Origin of the sequence: Nonomuraea sp. NPDC049607 (assembly GCF_040675375.1) — a bacterium.
Classification (GTDB): domain Bacteria; phylum Actinomycetota; class Actinomycetes; order Streptosporangiales; family Streptosporangiaceae; genus Nonomuraea.
The window spans coordinates 135,495-150,826 of the sequence record NZ_JBFAOV010000008.1; the positions used below are offsets into that span (position 1 = coordinate 135,495).

The following is a 15,332-nucleotide window of genomic DNA, read 5'->3' on the forward strand; positions in this document are numbered from 1 at the left end:
CTCCACAGGTGGTCTGTCAGGAAGAGCCAACCTTCCCGCTGACTGTTGGCAAATTTCTCCGTACGGAGGGTTCTCCGGCCGTTCTACGGTCAGGACCAGGGTCCGATGGGAGGTTCGGTGACCGTCAGTACTCATGCGCGGCGTTCCCGCGTCCGCGTGACGGGCGCGGCGAGCACCGCCGTGCGTCCCGTGCTGGAGGGGCCGCGCAGCCCGGCCCGGGTGCTCGCGGCGTTCTCGGCGGGGATATACCTGGAGGTCAGGACCGACTGCGAGCCGTCGGTGATCGCCCTCATCACCGGCGAGGCGGCCCGGCTGCCCAACTCGGTGCTGATGGCCACGCCGCTCCCCCATGTCACCGTGGGTGACGACGCCTCCGTGGGCGACCGCGGCGTCGAGCTGGGCTCGCTGAGCCTCGGCGTACGCCGCTGGTGGGACCCGGCTCCCGCGCTGGGCCCGGTGGACCCGCTCAGCCTGGCCGGCATCGTCCTGGACGGCCCGGGACGGCCCGGCCTGGCCGGGAACGACGCGGTCGAGCTGCTGGCGAGCAGCTGCGCGCAGGCCCGGCTGCTGGGCGCGGTGACGGCGGCGGAACGGCTCGTGGGGCTCGGTCCCGGGCTCACGCCGAGCGGCGACGACGTGCTGGCCGGGCTGCTGGTGACGCTGAGGCACCTCGGCGCGGCGACCGGCACGGAACGGGCGGTCTGGCTGGCCGACTGGCTCGCGGCCACCGTCACCTTCGACGCGCGCACCCGTACGACGCCGATCTCGGCGACGCTGCTGCACTGCGCGGCCAGGGGCGAGGCCAGCCCGGAGGTGACCGGCGTGCTGCGCGGCATCGCGGGCAGGCAGGCGCTCGAACCGGCGTTGCGGCGGCTGCACCGGCTGGGCCACACCTCGGGCGCCGATCTCGCGCAGGGCATCTCGATCGGGCTGGACTCGGTCCGGGCGTTGAGCGGGCGCCGGTGAGCGACGACCTGATCCAGCTCCGAAAAGGGACGTACCACGACTCAGTCACCCTGATGCGGATAAGTCGTACGTTGACCGAAATGCCGGGCGTGGAGGTGGCGATGGTGGCCATGGCCACCGAGCTCAACCTCGCCATCGTGCGCGACCTCGGGTTCGAGCCCCCGCCCGCGGGGCCCGGCGACCTGCTGATCGCCGTCCGCGGCGGCGACCCCGCGCGGGCCGTCGAGGAGCTGGACGCCCGCCTGGCCGCCCGGACCGCCGCCGGTACGACCACCGCCGGGGAGCAGCCGCCGCGCACCACCCGATCGGCCGCCAGGACGCCGGCCGACCTGGTCCTGGTGTCCGTGCCCGGCGAGCACGCCTTCTGCGAGGCGTACGACGCCGTCGAGGCCGGGCTGCCGGTGATGATCTTCAGCGACGGCGTGCCCCCGGCCCAGGAGCGGTGGCTCAAGGAGCTGGCCGAGGAGCGCGGCGTCCTGGTCATGGGGCCCGACTGCGGCACCGCCGTGATCGCGGGCGTCGGGCTCGGCTTCGCCAACGTGCTGCGGCCGGGGCCCGTCGGCCTGGTCGCCGCCTCCGGCACGGGCGCCCAGCAGGTGTCGTGCCTGCTCGACTGGGCGGAGGCGGGCGTCAGCCACATCATCGGCGTGGGCGGCAGGGACCTGTCGGCCGAGGTCGGCGGGCTGTCCACGATGCGCGCGCTGCGGCTGCTCGACGACGATCCGGCCACCGAGCTGGTCGTGCTGGTCGGCAAGCCGCCGGACCCGGAGGTGGCGCGGGCCGTCCGGGAGGTGGCCGCCGGAATGCGCACGCCGGTGGTGGAGGCGATGCTGCCGGAGACCGACCTCACCGAGGCCGCCGCGCGGACGCTGCGGGCCCTGGGCCGGAGCGTGCCCGAGTGGCCGTCGTGGCCGGGGGCGCTGCGCGGGGAGCCGCGGAGCGTCAGGGGGCTGTACGCGGGCGGCACGCTGTGCGCGGAGGCCGCCGTCCTCGCCGGGCCCGGCGAGTTCACCGACTTCGGGGACGACGCCTACACCAGGGGCAGGGCGCACCCGATGATCGACCCGACGCTGCGCCTGGAGGCCCTGTCACGCGTCCGGGCGGACGAGGTGGTGCTCCTGGACGTCGTGCTAGGCCACGTCGCCGACCCCGACCCGGCGGCGTCGCTGGCGCCGGCCGTCGCCCGTACGCCCGCCACCGTCGTGGTGGCCCTCGTCGGCAGCGCGGGCGACCCGCAGGACCTGCACCGGCAGGCCGCCGCGCTGCGCGGGGCCGGGGCGGCCGTGTTCGTCTCCAACGCCGAGGCCGCCCGACACGCCCGGAGCCTCCTGTGACCCCCACCGCCCTGGTTCCGTCCGTTGCCGTTCGCCGTGTCGCCGGGAGGGTGTCGTGAGCCTGTTGTCGGGGCCGCCGCGGGTGATCACCGTCGGCGCGGGGCTGCTCGACGAGGCGCTGGCGGCCCAGGCCGTGCCGACGACGCCCGTCGCCTGGCGTCCGCCGCTGCCCGGCACCGCCGACGCCCTGGCCAAGGTGCTGGCCGACCCGCGCAGGACGGCCGCCAACGAGCTGGCCGTGCGCAGGCTCACCGGCGCGCGGCCGTACCTGGTGGGCCTGCGGCGGGCCGCCGAGGTGCTGCCCGTGGGCACGTTCCTGCACGCCGGGCCGCCGATCGAGTGGGAACGCGCCTCGGGCCCGATGCGCGGCGCGCTGATCGGCGCGATGTTGCTGGAGGGCCTGGCCGGCGACGAGCGGGAGGCCGAGGCCGGGCTGGCGGCGGGCGCGGTCGCCCTGCGGCCGTGCCACGAGCACGCCACGGTGGGGCCGATGGCGGGCGTGGTGAGCCCGTCGATGTGGCTGCTGGAGGTCCGCGACGAGGAGCACGGCGGCACCGCCTACTGCTCGCTGAACGAGGGCCTGGGCAAGGTGCTCAGGTACGGCGCGTACGGCCCCGAGGTGCTCGACCGGCTGCGCTGGATGGACGAGGTGCTCGGCCCGGTCCTGGCGGCGACGCTGGCCCGTACCGGCCCGGTGGACCTGCGCTCGCTGATCGCCCAGGCCCTGCAGATGGGCGACGAGCTGCACAACCGCAACCGCGCGGCCACCTCCCTGCTGCTGCGCGAGCTGGCCCCGGCCGTCGTCGAGGCCGCGCCCGCGCAGGCGGCGCAGGTGCTGCGCTTCATCAACGGCAACGACCACTTCTTCCTCAACGCGGGCATGGCCGCGGGCAAGGTGAGCACGGACGCCGCCCGCGACATCCCCGGCTCGTCGCTGGTCGTGGCCATGGCCAGGAACGGCACCGACTTCGGCGTGCAGGTCTCCGGGCTCGGCGGACGCTGGTTCACCGGCCCCGCCGGGGTGCCGGACGGGCTCTACCTCGGCGCGTACGGCCCCCAGGACGCCAACCCCGACATCGGCGACTCCACGATCACCGAGACCTCCGGGCTGGGCGGCTTCGCGATGGCCGCCGCCCCCGCGATCGTGCGCTTCGTCGGCGGCGAGGTCGCCGACGCGGTACGGGCCACCCGCTCGATGTACGAGATCACGCTCGCCGAGCACCCCGCCTACCAGATTCCCGGGCTCGGATTCCGCGGCACGCCCGTCGGCATCGACGTGACGCTCGTCGCGAGGACGGGCATTCTGCCGGTCGTCAACACCGGTATCGCCGGGCGGGTGGCGGGCACCGGTCAGGTCGGCGCGGGGCTGGTCGAGCCGCCCGCACAGGCGTTCACCAGCGCCTTGATCGCGCTCGCCGCTGAGTAAGTGATCAGTTTGAAAAGCCGTATATCGGCAGGTCAGGACGGTTGTAAAGGGCCATCGCCTTCCATTACCGATTTTCCGCCGATATCGTGGCGAACCTCATAATCTGCAAGTAGCGCATGGCGCACGGTGTCGCGTACGGCGATCTACCGCACGAAGTGGTCACGCTCTGATGTGACAGATGAGGCTGAATGGGGGCGGCAAGATGGCAGCCGACCGCTTGCTCGGCGGGCCCGGCCCGGACCAGGGTGCACCGGGGGGTGACCCGCAGAGCCAGGGGCGTCTGGTCGGCAGGCGTTACCGGTTGATGTCGCCGGTCGGCAGGGGCGGCATGGGGATGGTGTGGCACGCCCACGACGTGCTGCTCGACCGGGACGTGGCGGTGAAGGAGCTGATCCTGCCGTACGGGCTGGATCAGGCGGGCACGCAGATGGCGCACCGGCGCATGCTGCGCGAGGCCAGGTCGGCCGCGCGGCTGACGCATCCGGGCATCGTCACCGTCCACGACGTCGTCGAGGAGGACGGCCGTCCGTGGATCGTGATGGAACTGGTCCGCGCCTGGTCGCTGGAGCAGGCCGTACGGCAGAGCGGGCCGCTGCCGGTGATCCAGGCCGCCGAGATCGGCATCCGTGTGCTCGACGCCCTCCGGCACGCGCACGCGTCCGGCATCCTGCACCGCGACATCAAGCCGGGCAACGTGCTGCTGACCTCGGACCGGGTGGTGCTGACCGACTTCGGCATCGCCGCCATCGAGGGCGACGTGACGATCACGCAGACCGGGCTGCTCATGGGCTCGCCCGCGTACGTGCCGCCGGAGCGGCTGTCCGGTCAGCCGATCGGGCAGGCGGCCGACCTGTGGTCCTTCGGCGCGACGCTGTACGCGGCCGTGGAGGGGCGGCCGCCGTACGAGGGGCCGGACGCGATCGCCGTGCTGGGCGCGGTGCTCACCCAGGAGCCGGTCAGGCCGCAGCGGGCCGGGTCGCTGCTGCCGGTGATCGAGGGCCTGCTGCGCAAGAACCCGGCCGAACGACTCACCTCCGAGCAGGTCGCCGAGATGCTCGAAGCGGTGCTGCGCGCTCACGGCTCGGCCCGGCCGCGCCCGGCCGAGACGCTGCCGGGCGAGCCGGACCAGACGCCGCTGGGGCTGATGCCGCCGCTGGAGTTCCCGTCCGGGCCGATGCCGTCGCGCATCGTGGAGACCCCTTCGGGGCCGGTGCGGGTGCCGTACGACCCGCTGGCCGGCCCGGCGGGCGGGTACGCGATGCCGCCCTACGACGGGCTGTCGAGCCCGTCGGGCAGCCATCGCACCGACCAGCTCCCGTCCCCGGCCGGCGGCTTCGACGCCTTCGGCGGCCCCTCGGGGCCGCACCGGATGGAGCCGCCCGCCGACGACCCCGACGACCTCGACGCGCCCGTCCCGCCCGCGCCGCAGCCGATCCTGCCGCTGACCTCGGACAGCAGGGCGGCGGCCACCTCGGCCCCGTGGCCGCTGGCCTCGGCCGACGACCTGCGCGAGCACTCGCGCGACCTGTCGCACGACATCAGCCACAGCCGCCTGGCGACCCTGCCCGGCTCCTCGCCGCGTTCGGACGCCACGCGCACCGGCCAGTCGCGGACCGGCTCCTCACGCACCGGCTCCACACGCACCGGCTCGACGCGAACCGGCTCCGCGCGGACCGGTCCCTCGCGCTCCGGCTCCTCGCGTTCCGGCACGAGCCGCCGCCGGGCCCAGGAGGGCGGCGGCCCCTGGACGCGTAACGGCAGGCCCACGCCGCTGCTGATCGCCGGCGCGGTCGCGGGCGTGGCCGTGGTGATCGGCGCGATCGTGGTCATCCTGTCCGGCGGCTCGCCCCAGGACTCGCCCGGCGCGTCGCCGGGCGCCTCCGCGAGCGCGGCGCCGAGCAAGGCCGGACCGTCGCCGGTGCCCGACGGCTACAAGGAGCACACCGCGCCCGGCTTCGCGGCGGCGGCGCCGGACGGCTGGAAGCTCGCCACCTCGGGGGACGCGGCCACGTTCACCGGCCCCAAGGACTCCGGCACGCGGATCACGGTCGAGCAGGCCGCCCCGCAGGCCGACGGGCTCGCCGAGCTGAGCCGGCGCGAGGCCGACGGCGGCGTGGAGGGCTACATCCAGGTGCAGCTCCAGGCCACGGACTACCGGGGCTGGAAGGCCGCCGACTGGGAGTACACCTACACCTCGGCGGACGGCGTCCCGATGCACGCCCTGACCCGGTACGTCACGCTCGACGACAAGACCGCCTTCACGATCTCGTTCGACATGCCCGAGCTGAAGTGGGACGACCAGGCCGAGGCCCGCAAGGTGTTCCTGGACACGTTCCGCCAGACCACCTGACCCCCCATATTTGTATCGATCAGTCCAAAACGTGCTAGCGTGCTCGTCATGGCACGACCACGCACGTTCGAGGAGGACCGCGCCGTCGAGGCAGCCATGCGCGCGTTCTGGGACGCGGGCTACGAAGGCACCTCGACCCAGGACCTGTGCGCGGCCACCGGCCTCGGCCGCAGCAGCATCTACAACACCTTCGCGAGCAAGCGCGACCTCTACGAGCGGGCCCTTCGCCGCTACCACGAGGAGCGCACGTCCGCGCTGATCGAGCTCATGGACTCCGGCCTGCCGGTCGTGGAGAAGATCCGGACCGTGCTGTGGCAGGCGGTCGACCCGGAGGCCGGCGACCCGGCCGGCTGCCTGGTGGTCAACGCCCTGGTGGAGGTGGCCCCGCACGATCCCGGCATCGCCGCCCTGCTGCGCCGCGACGGCGAGCGACGGGTGGAGGCGCTGCGGGGCGCGATCGAGCGCGGGCGGGCCCTCGGCGAGATCGACGCCGGCAAGGACGCCCTGGCGCTGGCGCACTTCGTCGTGGCCACGGTCAGCGGCTTGCGCGTCGCGGCCAGGGGCGGGGCCGGGCGGGCGGTGCTCGAATCCATCGCCACGACCGCGCTGACCGCTTTCTGACCTCGCGCCGTTCTCTTTTGATGCTCGAATTTTGTACTGAACGTTCTAAAACAGGAGTGTCGATCATGCCTTTGGCGGTGTTCATCCTGGGGTTGGCGATCTTCGCCCAGGGCACCTCGGAGTTGATGCTGGCCGGACTGCTGCCGGAGATGGCCGCCGACCTCGGCGTGTCCGTCCCGGACGCGGGACTGCTGATCTCGGCGTTCGCGATCGGGATGCTGGTGGGGGCGCCGGTGCTGGCCGTGGTCACGTTGCGGTGGCCGCGCCGTACGGCGTTGCTGACGTTCATGCTGGTCTTCACGCTGACGCACGTGGCCGGGGCCCTGACGTCGAGCTACGGCCTGCTGTTCGCCACCCGCGTGGCGGGCGCGGTCGTCTACGCCGGGTTCTGGGCGGTCGCGGCCTCCACGGCGATCGGCCTGGTGCCGCCGAACGCCAGGGGCAAGGCCATGAGCGTGCTGGTGGGCGGGCTGACCGTGGCCACCGTCCTCGGGCTGTCCCTGGGCACGGTCATCGGCCAGCACCTCGGCTGGCGCGCCGCGTTCTGGGCCGTGGCCGCGCTGTCGGCGCTGGCGGCCGTGGGCGTTCTGGCCACGATCCCCGGCGGCCGGCCGGAGCGGGAGAACGCGCCGCGCATCGCCGACGAACTGCGCTCGACGCTGAACCCGCGCCTGTGGATCGCCCTCGCCACCACCTCGCTGGCGACCGGCGCGCTGCTGGTCTCCTTCAGCTACCTGAGCGCGATGCTGGTGGACACCACGGGCATGGAGGCGGCCTGGGTGCCCGCCGTCCTGGCCCTGTACGGCGTCGGCGCGACGATCGGCATCACCATCGGCGGGCGCACCGCCGACGCGCACCCGTTCCCGACCCTGTACGCGGGGATCGCCGGCCTGGTCGTGACCTCGGTCCTGCTGGCTCTGGCGGCGCCGGTCGCGGTGCTGGCCGTCCCGCTGATCGTGCTGCTCGGGGCGTTCGGCTTCGCCACCAACCCGACGCTGAACACCCGCGCCTTCACCCTGGCCAAGGACGCCCCCACGATGGCCGCCGCGATGAACGTCTCCGCCTTCAACGTCGGCATCACCGTCGGCCCGTGGCTCGGCGGGCTGGCCATCGGGGCGGGCGCCGGGTACCCGTCCGTGGGCTGGATCGGGGCCGTGCTCGGCGTCGCGGCCCTGGGCACGGTGGCTCTGTCCGCCCGTACGCGCCGGGAGCCGGTCGCCGCGGCCCACCGGGCCGAGGCCGTCCCGAGGCCGTGAGGTACCGTCCTGGCCATGGAACTGGCGAGCATCCACTTCTATCCCGTCAAGTCCACCGCCGGACACGACGTCCACCGGGCCGAGGTGCAGCCGTGGGGGCTGGCCGGCGACCGGCGGTACCTGGTGACCGACGGGCAGGGCGGCCTGCTGACCGCCCGCGAGCACCCGATGCTGCTGGCCTGCGTGGCCGAGCTGGACGGCGACACCCTCACCCTGACCGGCCCGCACGCGCCCCCACTGCGCGTCACCCCTACCGACACCCTGACCACGGTGACCGTCTGGCGCACGCCGGTCGAGCTCACCGACTGCGGCGACGACGCGGCCCGCTGGCTGTCGGACCTGATCGGCCGTCCGGCGCGGCTGGCCTGGCTCGACGACCCGACCCGCCGTCCCGTCAACCCCGAGTACGGCCTGCCCGGCGACCGGGTGAGCCTGGCCGACGGCTACCCCCTGCTGCTGACCACGACCGCGTCCCTCGACCGGCTCAACGACTGGATCGCCGAGACGGCGGCCGAGCGCGGCGAGGAGGTCCGGCCGCCCCTGCCCATGGGCCGCTTCCGGCCCAGCGTGGTGATCGACGGGGCGGAACGGCCGTTCGCCGAGGACGAGTGGCGGCGGCTGCGCATCGGCGAGGTCTCCTTCCGGGTGACCAAGGGCTGCGACCGTTGCGTGCTGACCACGATCGACACCGCGACCTACGCCAAGGGCAAGGAGCCCATCAGGACGCTGTCCCGCCACCGCAAGTGGGACGGCAAGGTCTGGTTCGGCATCAACCTGATCCCGGACGCCCCCGGCACGATCACCGTGGGGGATTCCGTCACCATCTTCTGATAGAAGGCACCTTTCCCAAGAGAAATGGATGCCTGTCCTCTTTAGGGTGATGTCGGGGTATATGCGAGACTTCACAGGTGACCAGCACCCCCACGAAACCCCCCGTCTCCCTGCCTGACCTCGTCAACGTCCAACGCCGGACCCTGGTCGTCCTGTCCGCCGCGCAGATCGTAGGCGGTGTGGGCGTGGCCGTCGGGCTGGCGCTCAGCTCGGTGGTCGTCGACGAGCTGTCCGGCTCGACCGTGATCAGCGGGTTCGCCGGGACCGCGACCGTGCTCGGGGCGGCGCTGCTCGCGCTGCCCACCGCGCGGCTGTCGACCCTGGGGGGACGCCGGGCGGGCCTGTCGCTGACCTACCTGGCGGCGCTGGCGGGCTGCGCGATCTCGGTGGCCGCGATCAGCCTGGGGAACTGGCCGCTGCTGCTGGCCGGGCTGGTGCTGGTCGGCGGTGGCAGCGCGGGCAGCCTGGCCGCCCGCTACTCGGCCACCGACCTGTCGCCGCAGGGCCACGCGGGCCGGCACCTGTCGCTGGTGGTGTGGGCCTCGACGGTCGGCTCGGTCGCCGGGCCCAACCTGGCCGAGCCCGCCGACCGGATGGGCATCCAGGCGGGGCTGGCGGCCAAGGCCGGGCCGTTCGCGTTCGCGGCGCTGGCGTTCGCCGTGGCGCTGGTGATCATCATCGGCGGCCTGCGTCCCGACCCGCTCAAGCTGGCCCGCGAGCTGGACGGCGCCCCGGAGCCCGGCCCCGGCCGCCATCGCACGATCAGGACGGGCCTGCGGACGCTGCGCGAGACCCCCATGGCCCGCCGCGCGCTGGTCATGATCGCGGTCTCGCACACCGCGATGGTCTCGATCATGTCGATGACCCCCGTGAAGCTCCACCACGACGGCTCGACCCTGAACGTCATCGGCCTGGTGATCAGCCTGCACATCGCCGGCATGTACATGCTCTCGCCGGTCGTGGGCTGGCTGTCCGACCGGGCGGGCAAGGTGCCGGTGCTGCTGCTCGGCTCGGCGCTGCTGCTCGCGGCGGCCGTCCTGGCGGGCACGGCCGGGCACCGCGTGTGGCAGGTGACCACCGCCCTGATCGTGCTCGGGCTCGGCTGGTCGTGCGGGCTGGTGGCCGGGTCGGCGCTGGTCACCGAGTCGGTGCCGATCGACCGCCGTCCCGCCGTGCAGGGCCTGTCCGACCTGCTCATGAACGTCTGCGGCGCCACCGGGACGATCATCGCGGGCGCCATCGTGGGCATCCTGTCCTACGGCGTGCTCGGCCTGGTCGTCGGCGTCATGGTCACCCTGTCCGGCCTCTGGCTGGCCTCGGCCCGCTACCGCGAACGCGCCTGACCGGCCCGGACGGTCACTTGGCGTCGCCGTAGCAGGCGACGGCGACGGTCTCCATCGGGAAGCGCACCGGGGTGGAGCCGAACAGCAGCCTGCTCGCCTCGGCCGCCGCCGTCGTCACCGCCGCGGCCACCTCCTCCGCCTGCTCCAGCGGGCAGTGCACCATGACCTCGTCGTGCTGGAAGAACACCAGCCTGGCGGGCTCGGGCAGCAGCCCGCGCAGCACCGCCAGCAGCGCCAGCGCCCATTCGGCCGCCGTGCCCTGCACCACGAAGTTCCTGGTGAACCTGCCCCGGTCGCGGGCCGCCCGCCCGCCCTCCGGGCCGGACACGAGCTCCTTCCACCGCCCGGACGGCGGCGGGCTGGTACGCCCGAGCCACGACCGGACCAGCCGCCCCTCTTCCCCCGCCTTGGCCGCGTCCTCCACGAACTGGTACGCCTTCGGGAAGCGCTGCCGCATGACGGCCAGCAGCTTGGAGGCGTCGCCGCTGGTGCCGCCGTACATGGCGGACAGCATCGCGATCTTGGCATTGGCGCGCTCGCCCCCGAACGACCGGGCCAGCGCAGAGTAGAGGTCGATCTCCCCCGCCGCCCTGGCCAGCCCTCCGTCGCCGGCCATCGCGGCCAGCACCCTCGGCTCCAGCTGGGCCGCGTCGGCGACGACCAGCGTCCATCCCTCGTCGGCCACCACGACCCGGCGCATCACCTTGGGGATCTGCAGCGCCCCGCCGCCGCTGGTCGCCCACCGTCCGGACACCACGCCGCCGACGACGTACTCGGGGCGGAAGCGCCCGCCGCGCACCCACTGGTCGGCCCAGACCCAGCCGTGGAAGCTGTACAGCCGGGCCAGCTCCTTGTAGGCCAGCAGCGGCGCGACGGCCGGGTGCTCGATCTTCTTCAGCTCCCACGACCGGGTCGTCTTCAGCGCCACCCCCGCGCCCTTGAACGCCTTGACGAGCTGCTGCACCGAGTCGGGGTTGACCGGGTGCCCGAAGGCCGCCGCCACCTCGTCGGCCAGCGCCTGCAGCTTGGCCGGGCGCATGCCGTGCACGGGACGCGGTCCGAGCATGTCGGTGAGCAGCGCGTCGTGCACGTCCCGGCGCCAGGGCATGCCCTCGTCCGACATCTCGGCCGCGACCAGCGCGCCCGCGGACTCGGCGGCGACCAGCAGCCGGAAGCGGCCCGGCTCGGGCAGCGCCTCGATGCGGCGGAGCTGCTCGGCCAGCACCTCGGCCACCGCCTCGGCCCCCAGCGGCTCGGGCGCGAACAGCGTGCCGGACACGCTCGGCTGGTCGTCGGGCACCGGCAGGCCGTGCAGCCGGGCGTGCGCGGCCCGCGCCGAGCGCGGCTCGCCGTAGCGGCCCTCGTGGGCGAGCAGGAGCCCCTCGGTGAGCGCGAGGTCGTGGCAGCGCGCGACCCGCACGCCCCGCTCCAGCAGCGGCGGGTATGTCTCCCGCGTGTCGGCCCAGACCCACCGCGGCCCGGACCCGGCCTCCAGCTCCCGCACCGCGGACGCCGGATCGGCCACGCGCCGGGCCGTTCCCCCGACGGGGAGCACCGTCTCCCCCGCTACCACGACATACACGCACATAAGGGTGCCAAACAGCTACGACAAACCGATGTGCACCTCGTCCTCCAGCGGCGGCCGGAGCTCCTGCTCCAGGCAGCCGGTGGCGGCGAAGCACCGCAGGGTCAGCCGGTCGGGCGTGACCGACACGTGCAGGAACTGCTTGAAGAACGGCGGGTGGTCCCAGTCGGACAGCTCCGACAGGAAGCGGTGGAACACCTTGTCCACCGGCAGCCTGAACGGCCACGGCCAGGCCCCGAGCAGCCGCGCCGCCCAGCGCATCCGCCGGGTGACCGTGACCTGGCCCTCGATCGGCCGGGCCGGCCGGTTGCCGATCCGGCTCGACATGATGCACACCGCCTCCTCGGGCGTGAGGCGCAGCCACTTCATCCGCAGCCGGCGGGCGTAGAGCTGGCTGTAGAAGGACAGCGAGTCGCCGCGCAGCGGGTAGCACTTGAAGTCGTCCTCGGCCACGCCGGCGACGTCCACCCTGTCGATGATGTGGGTGGCGTGCATGAACGCGCCGCCGCCGCCGGTCACGACGTACTGGATCACCCGGTCGCCCACCTTGACCGGATAGCGCTGGTAGTTGTGCACGTCTCCGCCGATGGCCGCGACGTACCGGTGGGCCGGGTCGCGCACGATGTCATCGATCGTGCCGCCTTCCTCCAGCAGTGACGGCTTGTGGACGTTGCCGGTGTAGATGGGCTTCCCGGTCACCAGGATCTTCGGCCGCGGGTCGAGCGAGACGCGGCGCAGCCAGGCCGTCTGCGCCTTGTCGATCACGTTCTTGATGCCGGTGTCCACGCCCACGATCACCAGGCTGTCGCTCTCGATCGCCCAGTACGACGCCGGCTGCGCGGCCTGCTGGGCCGGCCGCCCCCGTAGCTTGCGCGCCTCGGCCAGCTTCGCCTCGTCGATCGTCTCCGGCTTGCGCCACAGCAGGCCGCGCAGCCCGCGGTCCGGCTTGGGCTTGAGTGGCGGGGCGTCGCAGAAGACCCGCATGAAGCCGCCGAGCCCGTCGTACCAGTCGTGGTTGCCGGGGATGGCGTAGATCGGCGCCTCGTAGTCCTGGTACGGGCGGAAGAACTTGTTCCCGTACTCGTTGCCCGACCCCGTCGGGTAGATGACGTCGCTGGCGATGACGGCGAACGACGTGTCCTCCCCCAGCCTCAGCATGCCGGGGACGACGGCGTACTGGGAGGCGTCGCCCTCGCCGGTGTCGCCGAGGATCAGGAAATTGAAATTTCCCCCGACGCCGGGCTGGATGCGAAATTCCGGATCTATCCCGCGCGCTTCCTGAGCCGCGATCCACCGTTCCCGCACCTCCCCGGAAGGATCACCGAACAAGCCGGCCAGGATCTCGTTCCTGGACAACCAGAGCGTGCGTAAATTCAACCAGGTGAATCCGCCCTTGTCCGGCCTGAGCTGGGCGAACGTCCCCGGTTCCGCACAGCCCCAGCCGGCCCCCGCCTCCGACACCCGTGAGGAATGTTGTTTCCCGCGCTCGGCCGCCACTTCCACCATGACCACATCTTTACCGGCATCTTCCATTCGCGCACACTCCACGCTCCGTACTCCCGGAAACACAGATGGTGCGGCATGGTGTAACCTCACGTCCCCAAGCAAGCCCTTGGGACGCGGAGGTGGGCTCCCATGAACCGGAACGGCCCGGACGACGCGACCCGGATGGGCACCCCCGACGCGGCGGCCGTGCAGGCGCTGCTGGCCTACGCCCTGCGCCTGCCCCGGTGGGGCCGGGGCGCCGAACGGGCCCGCGAGGCCATCGCGCAGAGCCGGGCGCTGGCCGCCAGCTCCCCCGCCGAGTACACCGGCCTGCTGGTCCACTGCCTGCGCACCACGGCCGGGCTGCTGCTCGACCGCTCCCGCGCCGTCGAGGCGCTGCCCATGGCGCAGGAGGCGGTGGCGCTCAGCCGCGGGCTCGGCGGCGGCCACCTCGCGGTCTCGCTGTACCGGCTGGCCGAGGCGTACGAGGCGCTCCACCGCTACAGCGACGCCGCCGAGACGCTGGCCGAGGCCGATCAGATCCCGGGCGGCGACTGAGGCACGAGCACCCCGGGGTTGAGGATCCCGGCCGGGTCGAGCCGGTCCTTGACGGCCTGGAGCACTCCCACGCCCAGCGGGCCCAGCTCCGCGCCGTAGGCGTCCCGGTGGTCGCGGCCCACCCCGTGGTGGTGCGAGATCGTGCCGCCGGCCTCGACGATGGCCGCGTTCACCGCCTCCTTGGCCCGCTCCCACTGCGCGACGGGGTCGCCCTCCTGCGGGGTCACGACGGTGAAGTACAGCGACGCGCCGGTCTCGTACACGTGGGAGACGTGGCACATGACCAGCGGCGAGCCGAGGGCGCCGAGCAGGGCCAGCCGGACGGCGTCGTACAGGCGCGGCAGGTTCGACCAGAAGCCGGCCGTCTCCAGGGTCTCCACGGTGGCGCCCGCGCCGAGCAGCGAGTCGCGCAGGTACGGCGCGGAGAAGCGGCCGTGCTCCCATGCCTGGCCGGGCTCGGGGCCCAGCGGCTCGCCGCCGTGCCGGGCCAGGACCGCGGCGGCCGCGGCGTGCCGGTGGCCGATCCAGTCGCCCTCGACGCCGAGGATCACCAGGCAGCCGGAGTCGCCGCCGCCGATCGCGTCCGGCCGGGCCAGGCCGATCATGGTCTCGGTCTCGTCGGAGAGCCGCAGCACGGTAGGAAGCGGGCCTTCCTGGGCGAGTGCCCGCACGGCGGCCGTCCCCGCTCGGAACGACTCGAACCGCCAGCCCTCGTAGCGGCGCTCGGCCGGACGCCTGCGCACCCGCAGCCGCAGCGACGTGATGACGCCGAACGCCCCCTCCGACCCCAGGACGAGCTGGCGCAGGTCGGGCCCGGCCGCGGACTTCGGCGCGCGGCCGAGCTCCAGCGTCCCGGACGGCGTGGCCAGCGTGAGGCCGACGACCATGTCGTCGAAGCGGCCGTACCCGGCCGAGGCCTGGCCGCTGGAGCGGGCCGCGGCGAAGCCGCCGAGCGTGGCGTACTCGAAGGACTGGGGGAAGTGCCCGAGCGTGAGGCCGTGCTCGGCGAGCAGCCGCTCGGCCTCGGGGGCGCGCACGCCCGGCTCGAAGTCGGCCACCATCGACTCGGCGTCGACCGAGCGCAGCCGGTCGAGCCTGCCCAGGTCGAGCGCGATCACGCCGGTGAAGCCGGCCCGCGCGGCCACGAGCCCGCCGACGACGGAGGTGCCGCCGCCGAACGGCACGACCGCGACCCGCTCGGCCGCGCACAGCCGCAACAGCTCGGCCACCTCGTCGTGCGAGCCGGGCAGCACGACCGCGTCGGGGGCGTCGGACCCGTCGCCGGCGCGCATCCGCAGCAGGTCGGGCGTGGATTTGCCGCGCGTGTGCCGCAGCCTGGCCTCGTGCGACGTCAGCACGTGCGCGGGCCCGGCGACGGCCGCGAGGGCGGCCAGCACCGGCTCGGGCAGCGCGACCGGCGGCAGCCGCACGTCGTCGAAGGCGGCGGCCGGGGTTTCGGGCGCGCGCACGCCGAGGAGGTCGTGCAGCAGCTTGCGGATCTGTTCGGGCAGCTCGCGGGCCTTGGCGGGGTCGCCCCAGCCACACCAGAGCATGGGTTCACCGGTCACGCATACACT

The 15,332-nt window shown here is 73.7% G+C and carries 12 protein-coding genes; 9 read left to right on the forward strand and 3 right to left on the reverse strand.

Annotation, left to right across the window (positions count from 1 at the left end):
- Positions 1 to 117 precede the first annotated feature (117 nt).
- The 8 genes from AB0J97_RS18210 (at position 118) to AB0J97_RS18245 (ending at position 10,127) form a co-directional block, all read left to right on the forward strand.
- Positions 118 to 966 carry a DUF2877 domain-containing protein gene (locus AB0J97_RS18210; protein ID WP_364089849.1) on the forward strand — a complete coding sequence of 283 codons (849 nt, stop codon included), beginning with the start codon at positions 118 to 120 and terminating at the stop codon, positions 964 to 966.
- Positions 967 to 1,046: 80 nt separating this feature from the next.
- Entirely contained in the window at positions 1,047 to 2,300 is a 1,254-nt protein-coding gene (locus AB0J97_RS18215) for an FdrA family protein (protein ID WP_364089852.1), read from the forward strand.
- A gap of 55 nt (positions 2,301 to 2,355) precedes the next feature.
- Positions 2,356 to 3,726 (forward strand): DUF1116 domain-containing protein, encoded by a 1,371-nt coding sequence (locus tag AB0J97_RS18220; protein WP_364089855.1) that lies wholly within the window; start codon positions 2,356 to 2,358, stop codon positions 3,724 to 3,726.
- Positions 3,727 to 3,904: 178 nt separating this feature from the next.
- Positions 3,905 to 6,076: a protein kinase gene (locus AB0J97_RS18225; RefSeq protein ID WP_364089858.1), complete on the forward strand. Its 2,172-nt coding sequence runs from the start codon at positions 3,905 to 3,907 to the stop codon at positions 6,074 to 6,076.
- A 48-nt stretch (positions 6,077 to 6,124) separates the two neighbouring features.
- Entirely contained in the window at positions 6,125 to 6,697 is a 573-nt protein-coding gene (locus AB0J97_RS18230; protein ID WP_364089861.1) for a TetR/AcrR family transcriptional regulator, read from the forward strand.
- Between the two features lie 65 nt (positions 6,698 to 6,762).
- Entirely contained in the window at positions 6,763 to 7,953 is a 1,191-nt protein-coding gene (locus AB0J97_RS18235) for a Cmx/CmrA family chloramphenicol efflux MFS transporter (RefSeq protein ID WP_364089864.1), read from the forward strand.
- A 15-nt stretch (positions 7,954 to 7,968) separates the two neighbouring features.
- Complete coding sequence (locus tag AB0J97_RS18240; protein ID WP_357698193.1) at positions 7,969 to 8,784, forward strand: MOSC N-terminal beta barrel domain-containing protein; 816 nt, start codon at positions 7,969 to 7,971, stop codon at positions 8,782 to 8,784.
- A gap of 77 nt (positions 8,785 to 8,861) precedes the next feature.
- Positions 8,862 to 10,127: an MFS transporter gene (locus AB0J97_RS18245; RefSeq protein ID WP_357698192.1), complete on the forward strand. Its 1,266-nt coding sequence runs from the start codon at positions 8,862 to 8,864 to the stop codon at positions 10,125 to 10,127.
- Between the two features lie 13 nt (positions 10,128 to 10,140).
- Here AB0J97_RS18245 and AB0J97_RS18250 read toward each other — a convergent pair whose 3' ends face one another.
- Together AB0J97_RS18250 and AB0J97_RS18255 are read right to left on the reverse strand one after the other, a co-directional pair.
- Positions 10,141 to 11,709, reverse strand: a complete 1,569-nt coding sequence (locus tag AB0J97_RS18250) for a bifunctional 3'-5' exonuclease/DNA polymerase (RefSeq protein ID WP_364089868.1) — start codon at positions 11,707 to 11,709, stop codon at positions 10,141 to 10,143.
- 21 nt (positions 11,710 to 11,730) lie between these two features.
- Positions 11,731 to 13,218, reverse strand: a complete 1,488-nt coding sequence (locus AB0J97_RS18255; protein WP_364089871.1) for a metallophosphoesterase — start codon at positions 13,216 to 13,218, stop codon at positions 11,731 to 11,733.
- A 129-nt stretch (positions 13,219 to 13,347) separates the two neighbouring features.
- On the opposite strand from AB0J97_RS18255, the gene AB0J97_RS18260 reads away from it, so the two are divergent.
- Positions 13,348 to 13,755, forward strand: coding sequence for a hypothetical protein (locus tag AB0J97_RS18260; RefSeq protein WP_357698186.1), 408 nt, complete (start codon positions 13,348 to 13,350; stop codon positions 13,753 to 13,755).
- Here AB0J97_RS18260 and AB0J97_RS18265 read toward each other — a convergent pair.
- Complete coding sequence (locus AB0J97_RS18265) at positions 13,734 to 15,308, reverse strand: FAD-binding oxidoreductase (protein ID WP_364090294.1); 1,575 nt, start codon at positions 15,306 to 15,308, stop codon at positions 13,734 to 13,736. The genes AB0J97_RS18260 and AB0J97_RS18265 overlap by 22 nt on opposite strands.
- Between the last annotated feature and the right edge of the window lie 24 nt (positions 15,309 to 15,332).